12 protein-coding genes and 1 tRNA gene are annotated in these 12653 nt (G+C 30.9%); 6 read left to right on the top strand and 7 right to left on the bottom strand.

Translation table 11 applies throughout. From position 1 onward, the window contains the following. Positions 1 to 6: 6 nt before the first annotated feature. A complete protein-coding gene (locus MK083_06315) occupies positions 7 to 2196 on the bottom strand; it encodes a polyribonucleotide nucleotidyltransferase (GenBank protein ID MCH2674067.1) in 2190 nt (729 codons plus the stop codon). Between the two features lie 90 nt (positions 2197 to 2286). Further along, a complete protein-coding gene (rpsO, locus tag MK083_06310) occupies positions 2287 to 2541 on the bottom strand; it encodes a 30S ribosomal protein S15 (protein ID MCH2674066.1) in 255 nt (84 codons plus the stop codon). A gap of 406 nt (positions 2542 to 2947) precedes the next feature. On the opposite strand from rpsO, the gene MK083_06305 reads away from it, so the two are divergent. After that, positions 2948 to 3571, top strand: a complete 624-nt coding sequence (locus MK083_06305; GenBank protein MCH2674065.1) for a collagen-like protein — start codon at positions 2948 to 2950, stop codon at positions 3569 to 3571. Positions 3572 to 3628: 57 nt separating this feature from the next. On the opposite strand, the gene MK083_06300 is transcribed toward MK083_06305, so the two are convergent. Together MK083_06300 and MK083_06295 are read right to left on the bottom strand one after the other, a co-directional pair. Next, complete coding sequence (locus MK083_06300; protein MCH2674064.1) at positions 3629 to 4888, bottom strand: CBS domain-containing protein; 1260 nt, start codon at positions 4886 to 4888, stop codon at positions 3629 to 3631. Beyond that, a complete protein-coding gene (locus MK083_06295) occupies positions 4872 to 5501 on the bottom strand; it encodes a hypothetical protein (GenBank protein ID MCH2674063.1) in 630 nt (209 codons plus the stop codon). The genes MK083_06300 and MK083_06295 overlap by 17 nt, the downstream gene beginning before the upstream one ends. 202 nt (positions 5502 to 5703) lie before the next feature. Between MK083_06295 and MK083_06290 the strand changes: the two genes are divergently transcribed. The 5 genes from MK083_06290 (at position 5704) to MK083_06270 (ending at position 10243) form a co-directional block, all read left to right on the top strand. Next, positions 5704 to 5793 (top strand) — tRNA-Ser (locus tag MK083_06290). 110 nt (positions 5794 to 5903) lie between these two features. Further along, positions 5904 to 7955, top strand: a complete 2052-nt coding sequence (gene topA, locus MK083_06285) for a type I DNA topoisomerase (GenBank protein MCH2674062.1) — start codon at positions 5904 to 5906, stop codon at positions 7953 to 7955. A gap of 71 nt (positions 7956 to 8026) precedes the next feature. Further along, the gene (locus MK083_06280; protein MCH2674061.1) at positions 8027 to 8908 is read left to right on the top strand and encodes a tyrosine-type recombinase/integrase; all 882 of its coding nucleotides are present in this window, start codon (positions 8027 to 8029) and stop codon (positions 8906 to 8908) included. 32 nt (positions 8909 to 8940) lie between these two features. Further along, entirely contained in the window at positions 8941 to 9501 is a 561-nt protein-coding gene (efp, locus tag MK083_06275; GenBank protein MCH2674060.1) for an elongation factor P, read from the top strand. 4 nt (positions 9502 to 9505) lie between these two features. Beyond that, positions 9506 to 10243: a hypothetical protein gene (locus MK083_06270; protein ID MCH2674059.1), complete on the top strand. Its 738-nt coding sequence runs from the start codon at positions 9506 to 9508 to the stop codon at positions 10241 to 10243. 3 nt (positions 10244 to 10246) lie between these two features. On the opposite strand, the gene clpX is transcribed toward MK083_06270, so the two are convergent. The 3 genes from clpX to MK083_06255 form a co-directional block, all read right to left on the bottom strand. After that, positions 10247 to 11512, bottom strand: a complete 1266-nt coding sequence (gene clpX, locus MK083_06265) for an ATP-dependent Clp protease ATP-binding subunit ClpX (GenBank protein MCH2674058.1) — start codon at positions 11510 to 11512, stop codon at positions 10247 to 10249. 2 nt (positions 11513 to 11514) lie between these two features. Continuing rightward, positions 11515 to 12120: an ATP-dependent Clp protease proteolytic subunit gene (locus MK083_06260; protein MCH2674057.1), complete on the bottom strand. Its 606-nt coding sequence runs from the start codon at positions 12118 to 12120 to the stop codon at positions 11515 to 11517. Between the two features lie 74 nt (positions 12121 to 12194). After that, the coding region (locus tag MK083_06255) for a hypothetical protein (GenBank protein ID MCH2674056.1) at positions 12195 to 12653 on the bottom strand (459 nt) is incomplete at its 5' end.

Genomic DNA, 12653 nt, shown 5'->3' with positions numbered 1-12653 from the left:
TAACTCCTAAGAATTCCCACCCAATTGCTTTCGGTTACCTTTTCTTTTTGAAGACCTGAATTCTTCTTGATTATCTGAATCATTTTCTTTTTCGGGAGTTCTTTCATTCTGGTCATCACCCAACAAAGCTTTAATAGATAAATCAATTCTACCTTGCCTATCAATTTTTAATACTTTTACTTTTACTTCTTCTCCAACTGATAGCACTGACTCTACATCTTCAACTCTCTCTTTTGATATTTCACTTATGTGAATCAATCCTTGCTTACCAGGAGCCACTTCAGCAAAAGCACCGAAATTCATAATCTTAACAACTTTGGCATCATAAATATCGCCAGCTTCAACATCCTTAATTATTGCTTTTATGGCATCAACTACTTTTTCTGATATTTCTGAGTTATTAGTACCAATCATTACTTTTCCATCTTCATCAATATTTATAGAAGCATCAAACTCCTGTTGCAGTCCTTTGATAGTTGATCCTCCTGAACCAATAACTGCACCTATCTTATCTTGAGGAACATTAATTGTTGTTATCCTTGGAGCATATTTTGAAAGCTCTTTGCTAGTTTCTGAAATAGTTTCTGACATATGCTCTAAAATTTTCATCCTTGCATTTTTAGCTTTTTCTAGGGCAACTTCCATAATTTCAAAGGTTATTCCCTTAACTTTGATGTCCATTTGTAAAGCTGTTACACCATCCTTTGTTCCAGCCACCTTAAAATCCATATCACCAATATGATCCTCTGCCCCCTGAATATCAGTTAGTACAACATATTTATCATCTTCTCCTGTTATTAAGCCCATAGCAATACCAGCAACTGGATTTTTAATTGGTACTCCAGCATCCATCAAGGCTAAAGAAGCGGAACAAACTGAAGCCATTGATGTAGATCCATTTGAAGAAAGTGCTTCTGAAACAGATCTAATAGTATATGGAAAATCTTCAGTTGATGGAAGCACGGGGATAACTGCTCTTTCTGCTAGCGCACCATGCCCTACTTCTCTTCTGCCTGTCATCATTCTTCCAGGCTCCCCAACAGAGAAAGGAGGAAAATTATAATGATGTATAAAAAACTTTTCTTTTACAGGATTGAATCCATCTAATTTTTGAGCTTCAGATAGTGGTGCTAAAGTAACTGCATTCATAATTTGAGTCTCACCTCTAGTAAAAATTGCAGAACCATGAACCCTAGGTAAATACCTTACATCAGATGACAAATCTCTAATTTCATCAAAAGTTCTTCCATCAGGTCTAATTTCTTCATTTAGAAGAGCATCTCTAATTTCTTTCTTTTCAATAAAATCTAAGGACATATTTATATCTAATTCTTCGAATTCTTCTGAAAAATCCTCCAAAATTTTATCTCTGATCAAATCATACTTTGCTTTTTTATCTGTTTTGTTATCCTTAGATCTTACGATAGATTTCAAGTCACTAAGATAAGATTCACTTATTTTAGACTTAATATCTTCAAGTTCATCTTGTTCATCTATTACTTCCCACTTATCTTTTCCAGACTCTGAAACTATTTCCTTTATAAATCGAACGATTTGTCCATTAACATCCTGAGCTAGTTTCAAAGCATCCAAAAGTAAAGACTCTGAAACAAATTCTGAGCCAGATTCTACCATCATAATTGCATCTTCTGTACCTGCAACTGTAAGATTTAATTTGCTTACTTGAAGCTCTTCATAAGTTGGATTAACTATTAACTCATCGTCAATTAAGCCTATAACACAAGCTCCAACAGGATCTGAGTAAGGAATATCTGATATAGCTAGGGATAGAGATGAGCCAATTATACCCAAAGCGTCATAAGGATTTGTTTCATCTGATGAAAGAACACTAATTATAATTTGAGTATCATTATGATAACTTTTTGGAAACAGAGGCCTTAGTGGCCTGTCAATTAATCTACACACAAGTGTCGCATCAGTTGTAGGACGACCTTCTCTTTTAAAAAAACCACCAGGTAATTTACCTAGTGCGTATGCTTTTTCTTGCACATCAACTGTTAGAGGCAAGAAATCTACACCTTCCTTAGCAACTTTATTTGCTGACGATGTCGCTAGAATTACAGTCTCTCCTAATGTAATCACACAGGATCCATTAGCTAAATTCGCAACCTTACCTATTTCTACTTCAATTTTTTTCCCATGAATATCTAAAGAATAATTTTTAACATCTGACATTTTCTAAAACTTAACCCCTACACTTTAGTAAGATTTAACAGAAATTAGGAAATTTAATTATTATAATATTGGATTTTAATAATAAGACTTTTATCTTCTTAGATTTAAAGTCTTTACTACTTCATCATACTTTGGAGAATCATTTTCTCTTAAATACTTAAGAAGCCTGCGCCTTTTGCCTACGATTTTTATGAGTCCACGTCTTGATGATTGGTCGTGTTTATGAGTCTTGAAGTGTTCGTTAAGTTGATTGATCCTACTAGTCATTGAGATTATTTGAGCCTCTGATGAACCAGTGTCTTTATCATGCTTTAATAATTTTATTATAGATGGATCGTTTTCCAATTTATTTACTACCCTATTTCCTGAAAAGATTTATAGTTACTATAGGGACTATACCTTTCTTAATATTTTTATTACTTTTTTTAATTTACTTGAAAATGATATCACGGAATATTTGAGCAGGTGTCATTCAAAAAGTCTCAATTTAATCTTTTTTTTCAAAAAGTTAACACAATCTGTACTAAGTTTACTTGACATCGACAATCTTGTACAAATATGATCTATATAGGTTAGATTTATAATTTAATCTTTTATTAATGTGCATTAATGTATTTTTATATAATGACTAATTCGGTCATCTGTGTATAATACTAAGGTATATTGATATAAATAAATTTTTAATAAAACTAAAGCTGATGTAGCGATCATAAACTAAATCAGTCAAGTTATTTACAGAAGGGGTAACCAAATGAAAGGTCAATACCATAAATTATTAATGATAATTTCTCTCTTAGGTGTGTCATTATTCATGTTCGCATGTGCTGGAGCTGATGGAGCAGCTGGTCCAGCAGGATTGCCTGGACTTCCAGGTATTTCAGGAGAACCAGGAGCACCAGGAGCACCAGGACTACCAGGAGAACCAGGATCACCAGGTAACCCAGGGCCTCAAGGACCTGCTGGAGAACCGGGACCTGAAGGACCTGCTGGTCCAGAAGGAAAAGCTGGTTCAACGTCTGGACTTTCAGCATTTGGAAGCGATGGTTCATCAACTATTGAGTGGCATAGAAGTGCTGATGAACTCGATATTCATCTAGCAGGATCAGGATTTTCACCCAATGTGGAAATAACTATATCTGCAGTGAATTCCAGTGGATTCAGAGTAAATGTCGTTGGTGTTGATAAATCTGGAGTTTCTTCACTAACATCAGATGGTGCAGGATCTTTCGAAGAAACAATTTCCCTTTCAACAAGTTCATTCTCATGGTTAGATGATGATGGTAATGGAGTTTTTCCAATTGCTATTCAAGCTTCTGGCGGTGGAAATATTGCTAACGTATCTGCTATTGTTGTTGATGCTGTTCCAGGAGACTAAACCCCATAAAAAATAGATAACTATGAAACTCCCTGACGTAATGTCAGGGAGTTTTTTTTATTTCAATGTAAGAGAGACTCTCTTAATTCTTCTTCCAACAACTGACCTAACTGTGATAAATGCGTCATTAGTTTCAACAACATCTCCAGAAGATGGAATTCTTCCCAATTGAGAATAGATAAATCCGCCAATTGTAGATATACCTTCATTATCGATTTTAAGATTAAATTTTCTATTTATTTGATCAATTGATAAAGTAGCATCAAGAAGAAAAATTCCTTGTCTTATTTCTTGTATTTCAGGTGGATCTACATCAAATTCATCAGCAAGCTCACCAATTATTTCTTCAATTAAGTCTGTAACAGTTACTAATCCTGATACAGATCCATGCTCATCAAGAACTATTCCAATTGATGTACTATGTGTTTGAAATTCTTTCAATAGTGTTTCTAAATTTTGGGATTCAGGTATGTATAGTGGTTGCCTCAATAATGATGATATGGTTTGATTGTCTATTTCTTCTTTTTCTAAGCTCAAGATATCTCTTGCAAACAAAACACCTTTAATTGAATTTTGATCAGAATTATATACTGGTATTTTTGAGTAACCGCCTACTTTCATTTTTTCAATAATACTTGAGATTGATTCATCTATAGAAGCTGAAATAATATCAGGCCTAGGTTTCATGATTTCACTTACTCTTAGATCATCCATTCTCAAGATTCCTCTAATCATTCTTAGGTCTTCTTGATGAGCAGGTATTTGATCTGATTCAAGTAAATCTAGAGTTTCTATCAAGGTAGCAGTTGCTTTTTCATCATCATTAGACTCTGTGGATGTAGGAATACCCACATATCTTATAAATCCCTTAAACTTTGGGATACTTGAAAAAGTTTCTAAAAATCTACCAACCCCAATTGCTAAAAAATATAATTTGGAATTAAGTATAGAAAAAATTCTATTAGTTATAACTATAGAAATCACTAGAACAAAAAAATAAAATAACGAAACAATTAGTATTTTATAGCTTTCAAGATCAGATAAAAAACCTAACCTTACTATGAATAAAATAAATGACCCTACTCCAATTGAAATAATAAAATTTCTTATAAAGATAGCCAGGATGTATGCTTCATAAGAAAGTGTATCTGAAGTATTTTCAGTATATTTTTCAATATCCGAATCATCAAAATCATCATTTGTAAGCCCAAATGTTCTGTAGCCAAGAATACTTAGAGAATAATTTATTAGAACATATATTAATATTGAAAGAATAAATATAAGAAGATAGACTATAAAATCAATCGTCAATTTCACCTTCCTGATCTATTTTTTTTGCGGGAACCCCTGCAACAGTAGTATCCTCTGGAACATCTCTCAGGACAACAGATCCTGCTCCAATAATTGTATTTTTACCTACTGTCAAAGGTGAAACTAATGTAGAGTTTGAACCTATGAAAGAATCTTTTTCTATTTTAGATTTGTTTTTTGAAGTACCATCGAAATTAGCTGAAACAAATCCTGCTCCAAGATTTACATTATTTTCCACTACTAAATCTCCTAAATAAGAAAGGTGCTTAGATTTTGTAAAACTTCCTATTTTGGAAGATTTTACTTCAACAAAATTTCCAATTTCAACATTATCTTCTATAAATGAATTATTTCTCACATAAGAATATGGACCAATATTAGAATTTTTACCTACATTTGAATCTAAAATTATGGAATATAAAGCAGAACTATTACTTGAAATTTCTGAATTTGAAATTACGGAGTTGGGACCAATTATACAGTTTGTAGAAATTTTTGATTCTCCCAAAATATAAGTTGATGGGAAGACAACAGTGCCTTTTTCAATAGAAACGGTCTCATCAATAAATGTTGTTTTTACATCTATAATTTGAACGCCTTTTTCAATCAATTTTTCCATATGTGATTTGTTTGAAAAAAAATTTATATTTAGTTTTTTGAAAATATTAAATATCGACGAAGGTTTCATTTATAGATTTATTTGATTAATAACAAAAAAGATTTTTTCAAAAATATGATGTATTGGCAAATTTTTCATTTTCACTAATAACTTATAATAATATCATACTTATTAAAAATTTACCTTTAAAGGTTTAATTTATGGAGAGGTGTCAGAGTGGCTTAATGAGCACGCTTGGAAAGCGTGTGTACGTTAAAGCGTACCGCAGGTTCGAATCCTGTCCTCTCCGCCATAAAAAAAGAAAAATCCTATTTTGTAGTTTTTGATTTCTAAAGTTAATATTAATATTGATATATAATAATAAATAACCCAAGAAAAAATTACTTAAATTGAGGTATAAAGTTGTCAAAAAATCTAGTTATTGTTGAATCTCCTACTAAAGCAAAAACCTTACAAAGATTTTTAGGTAAAGAATATTTAGTTGAAGCGTCTATTGGGCATATTAATAATTTGCAGTCTGGCTATAAAGCAAAATATACAGGCCCGGTTGTTGGATTAGATGAAGATTTTGAACCGATTTGGGAATATGAAAAAGGAGCCAAAACTAGGATTGATAAACTATCCAAATTAGCAAAAAATTGTGAGAAAATTTATCTAGCAGCTGACCCTGATAGAGAAGGAGAAGGTATAGCTTTTCATGTTGCTAATGCGCTCATTGAAAAAGGGCAGTCAGATGAAAAATTTAAGAGAGTTGTTTTTCATGAAATAACTGAAAGTGCTGTAAAAGATGCTTTTGAAAAAGCAGGAAAATTAAATATGGATTTAGTGGATGCTCATATTGGTCGAAGACTAGTTGATAGGCTTGTCGGTTTTTCATTGAGTGGGCTCACCTCATCATTACTGAGGCTTAAAAGACTATCTGTAGGAAGAGTTCAATCTGTTGCAGTAAGTATTATTAAGGATAAAGAAGATGAAATCAATGCATTTATTCCGCAAGAATATTGGAATATAACTGGTGATTTTTCTAAAAATAAACAATCCTACCAAGGCAAACTTTACGATATTGAAGGAGTATCTGGTAAAAATCTTACGATATCAAATGAAGCTGAAGCAAAAAATATTCAATTAGAAATTGAAAAACTTAAGTATAAAATTTTATCTATTAAATCAAATCTTAGAAAAACTAAGCCAAGACCTCCATTTACTACAAGCTCCCTACAACAAGATGCTTCATCAAGACTAAGAATGGCACCATCTAGAACGATGTCAATAGCTCAGCAATTATTTCAAGGGATTGATTTGGGTAATGGAGAAGAAGGCCTAATAACATATATGAGAACAGACTCAAATGTTTTATCAGAAGATTCACTAAGCCAGGTAGGTAATTTTATCCAAAATAATTATGGGAATGATTATCATAGCCAAACAAAATATAAAACTAAATCTGCAAATGCACAAGAAGCTCATGAAGCGATAAGACCTACTTCTATATCAAGGACTCCAGAATCTATTAGAAATGTGTTAAGTGAAGATCAGTACAAGCTATATGACTTAATTTGGAAAAGAACAGTAGCCAGTCAAATGGCAGAAAGTCAAAACAAAAAAACTGTAATAATAACTTCATCTGAAAATGAAAAATATAAATTCATGTCAGAGTATGATGAATTGGTTTTTGAGGGATTCAAAAAGCTATTTCCTCAAAAAGAATCAAATAAGGTACCCAATATGACTGAAAATGAATTAGTAGATCTAGAAGACATCCTAAAAGAACAAAAATTTACCCAACACACACCAAGATATTCAGAAGCTTCATTAATAAAGACTATGGAAGAACTTGGAGTTGGAAGACCGAGTACCTATGCAAGCATATTAAACACAATCAAGGAAAAAAAATATGTTTGGGTTATTAATAGATCAATATATATAAGCCCAGTTGGAAATGCTTTAGTTGAAGAATTAAAAAAACATTTTTCTGAAAGTGTAATGGACTATAAATTTACTGAAAAAATGGAAAATGATCTTGATCAAATATCAAATGGGAATCTTGGTAGAAATGAATTTATAAAATCATTTTGGGAAAACTTTGAGCCAATTAAGAATAATTATGAAAAAATAGCTGATGAAAACCCAAGAAATCCTAGTGAGTATAATTTCTTAAGAACAAATATTATCTGCTCATCAAAGACACCTTGTATCAATTCAGAAACTGGAGAAGAATTCCAAGAAAATGATCCGCCTCTAGGTCAAAAATCTTTAGATAATTCCTTAGAAAAATTACCTAGAATGATATGGATTAGATTTAGAAATAAAAAAGGTGATGGTGGTTTTCTTGCTTGTGAAGATAGAGATTGTAAAGTTACAGCAGATGAGAGTGCATGGGCTGGTTCAGGTAGAAGAAGAACTAGAACAATTGAAGCTCTTAAAAAAGCTATGAAAGAAAAATGTATACATTAACGTGATTTTTATTTTCATCCGTTAAGTTTTTCACTTATAAGATTATTATTTTTTTATTATCATTTAACATCATGATATTTAAAAATAAAAAAAAAATAATCACTCTAAAAAATTTATATATTGAAGAAAATCAAAACTTATCTTTCTACACAATTAGAAATAAAGATAATGACATAAATAAATTTATTAACTTTTTAGGGATAGATCATGGAAAGAAAATTGATTTAGATTTATTAAGAAAATTTATCAGCGAGATAAATAATCTTTACAGTAAAAAATCTGTACTAAGAATAGTATCAAACTTAAAATCATTTTTTGATTTTTTAGTAGACAAATATTATATTGAAAAAAATTTGCTTAATGAAATAAATAATCCTAAGGTTGAAAAAACATTACCCGATATTGCAACTCTAAAAGATATAGATAAATTAATAGATAGCATCGATGAATCCAGCACATTAGGAGTAAGAGATAAAGCTATTATTGAAATTATTTACGCAGCCGGACTAAGGGTATCTGAAGTCCATTGCTTAAATATAGAAGATATTGATTTTGAACTCAATCAAGCAATAATTTTTGGTAAAGGTAAAAAATATAGATCAGCTATATTTGCTGATCAAACAAAAAAAGTACTAGAAAAATATATAAAAAAAAGATGCTCTAAAAATAAAAAAGAAAAAGCTTTTTTTCTTAGTAATTTAGGTCAAAGATTATCAATCAGAAGTATTCAACATATTACAAAAAAATATATAAAAGCTGCAGGATTAAATCCTGATTTTCATACACATACTCTTAGGCATTCTTTTGCTACACATTTGATGGATGGTGGTGCTGATATTAGGGTAGTTCAAGAGCTATTGGGACATTCATCTCCAAAAACTACAGAAATATATACTCATATTTCCTTAGAAAAATCTAGAGAAATATATACAAAAGCTCATCCAAAAGCCTAAAATTAATAATATCAATACAAGGAGTTAATAATATGACCATATCTTCAGGTGAAATAAAAAGAAATATGACTATTTTATTGCAAGATGAAATATATCAAATTTTAGAATGGCAGCATAGACAAGCACCAAAGGCTCCTCCCACTCTAACACTAAAACTAAGACATATTCAAACAGGCAATGTATATGAAAAAAAAGTTCCTGGAAATCAGAAATTACAATTAGCTCCAACAGAAATAAGAGAGGCTCAATATCTTTATAAAGATAAGGATATGTATGTGTTTATGGATAATGTAAATTTTGAACAGTATGAGCTAAATAATGAACTAATAGGTAATGCTGAAAAGTTTTTATCTGAAGGAAATAATATCTCAATAATTTTTCTAGAATCAACACCATTAGCTATTGAACTACCGACATCTATTATAATGACTGTAGAAAATACAGATGTCGGACTAAAAGGAGATACTCAATCTGGAGCTACTAAACCTGCAACTACAACATCAGGATTAACGCTTCAGGTACCTTTATTTATTGAAGAAGGTCAAAAAATAAATGTTTCAACTAATGATGGGTCTTACTTAGGAAGATCATAAAAAAATGAAAGGCCTAAATTATAGAAAATCTGTAGGCTGGTTATCGACAGGTAATGGAGAAGGCTCACTAGGATTACTTAAAAAAGGTATTGAACTTGTAAATAATGAAAGTATTGATATAAAATATGTTTTTCTGAATAGAGAAATTGGTGAGAAAAAAGGATCTGATGAATACATAAATTATGCAAAAAATAATAATGTACCTGTTATAAGTTATTCCTCTCAGAAGTATAAAAAAAGAAAAGGTTCTGAGTGGAAAGATCTTAGAATCAATTATGACAAAGAAGTGCTTAATAAGATTTCTAATTATCAAGTAGATTTTATAGTTGCAGCAGGATATATGCTTTTTTCTCCTGAAATTTGCAAACATCACAAAATAATTAATATTCATCCAGCATTGCCTGATGGTCCTGATGGAACTTGGAAAAATGTGATATTAGAACTCATTAAGTCTAAGTCCTCCTATTCAGGAGTTTCTATACATATAATGACTCCTGAACTGGATAGTGGGCCAACATTAAGTTTCGTAAGATTCCCAATTAAGCACAAAGGGTTATTAAGATATTGGGATGAAATAGAAAATATAGATGATCAAATAATAAATTCTAATTTATTCAAAAAAATAAGAGAAATCATAATCATAAATGAAAGATTACTATTAAAAGAAACTTTACATATGCTATCAACTAACCAACTTCAAATAGAAAATCCTGTTGAAACAGACTTGAGTATAAATATATAAAAATTATGCTGCTTTTCTCGTATTATCAGTTCTTAAGATAGTACCCTCATCAGATATCAAATCAAATATATTTCTATTATTTTCCTTATCATACTTTACAACACATTTAGATATATCATTAGAGTTTGGTATTTCAAACATTACATCTAATAAAAGTTTTTCGAGTATTGATTTTAAGGCCCTTGCACCATTTTTTTGATCTAAAGCTTCTTTAGCAACAAGATCTAAAGCAGATTCCTCAAATATTAGATCAACTTCATCAAGACTAAATAGCTTTTGATATTGTTTTATTAATGAATTTTTAGGTTCTTTCAAAATTCTTAATAAGTCTGAGTGAGTCAAGTCTCTCAAGCTGACCATAGAAGCAATACGACCTACGAATTCAGGTATAAATCCGAACTTTAAGATATCTTCAGTTTCAACTTTGCCTTCAACTTGAGGAGTTATTTTCTTACTTGATATATTTTCAAAGCCTATAGATTTATCATTTAATCTTTGGTCAATTATAGAATTTAAACCTTCGAATGCACCCCCTAGTATAAATAAAATACCTGTTGTGTCAATCTGTAAAAAATCTTGCTCTGGATGCTTTCTGCCACCTTTTCTAGGAACATTTACAACGGTGCCTTCTAAAATTTTTAGAAGTGATTGTTGGGTTCCTTCACCTAATTCTTTAGTTAATGAGGCATTTGCACCTTTTTTTGCGATCTTATCAATTTCGTCAATGTATATTATCCCTTTTTGAGTTCTTTCAATATCACCATCTGATGCTTGATATAAACTTAGAAGAATGTTTTCTACGTCTTCACCTACATATCCAGCTTCAGTTAGGGAGGTTGCATCTGAAATACTAAATGGAACATCTAAAATTTTTGAAAGTGTTTGAGCAAGATAAGTTTTACCTGAACCTGTAGATCCAACCAAAAGGATGTTTGATTTTTGAATTTCCACATCTTCATCGTTTTCTGACATCAATCTTTTATAGTGGTTATAAACTGCTACAGAAAGAACCTTTTTAGCATGACTTTGACCAATAACATATTCACCCAATAAATCAAAGATTTCTTTTGGAGTTTTAGTGAATCCAAATTGATTATCATTATCATCAGAATAAAATTCTTCAGAGATTGTGTCAAAGCCAGATTGAATATAGTCAAAACAATTTACACAAAAATAAAGTGAAACTTTAGGATATCCGAAACGTTCTCCAGGGAAGGCCCTTATTTCTTCTGGTAAGTTGTAATATTTATTGCAAAGTGTACACTGCATAATTATTTTTTAGTTGATTTAGATTTGGTCCCTTCAGGATAAATAACTTCATCTACCACTCCATAATCAACAGCCTGCTCTGCATCAAGCCAAAAATCTCTGTCTTCATCTTTTCTTATTTTTGATAGGGATTGACCTGTGTGAGTAGACATTATTTTAGCTAATTTTTCGTTAATCCTTTGCATCTCTCTGAAATTTATTTCAACATCAGCAATAGTACCTCCACCACCACCAGAAACACTGTGCATCATCATAGTTGAGTTTGGAAGAGCATATCTTTTTCCTTTGGCACCTGCAGTCAATAAAACAACACCCATACTAGCTGATAATCCAACCGAATATGTACAAACATCATTAGGTATCATTTGCATAGTGTCATATATAGACAAACCTGCATAGACAGAACCTCCAGGCGAGTTGATATAAAGATTTATATCTTTTTCAGGATCTTCCCTAGATAAATATAGTAATTGAGCAACTATAGTATTTGAAACAAAATCATTTACAGGCGTTCCTAAAAAAATAATCCTTTCTTTGAGCAGTAGTGAAAATATATCATAGGTAGCCCTGTCACCTCTTGAAGTAGTTTCAATTACTGAAGGAATTATAGATTGTGGATTATAGATTTCTGAATTCAACTTAATACTCCTTATATAAGTACTTTTAATCTTACTAAAGATTATTATTTTTTGCGATTATTGGTGGAAGATTTAGCTATTTTTATCAACTGTTGAATACTTTTTCTTCTCTTAATATTATTACTGACTATTAATTTAAGATTTTCATCATCCGTCAAATTTTGATCTTTATATTGTTCCTTAATGACTAGAAGCTCTTCTTCAACTTCCTTTTTTGAAGCTTTTATTTGTTCTAATTTAATAATTTCTTCAATAACTAATAATTTTTTAAGCTCTTTTTCAGATGATTCTAAAGACTCTTTATAGAACTCATCTCTAGATTTATTAATAGCTTTCAAATAATCATCGAGTTCCATTCTATACTGAGATATTGATCTAATTCTCTCTTCAACAATATTATCTGCTGATCTTTGTATTTGTATCTCCGAAATAGTAAACTTGGAGAGATTGATCAATTTATCAATAATTTCATTTTCTAGATCAAGATTATATTTGTAATCATT

It is taken from the genome of Dehalococcoidia bacterium (assembly GCA_022451965.1).
Taxonomy (GTDB): domain Bacteria; phylum Chloroflexota; class Dehalococcoidia; order Lucifugimonadales; family Lucifugimonadaceae; genus TMED-70.
The sequence above is the reverse complement of the archived record's forward strand: the minus strand, read 5'-3'. Positions and strand labels throughout refer to the sequence as shown.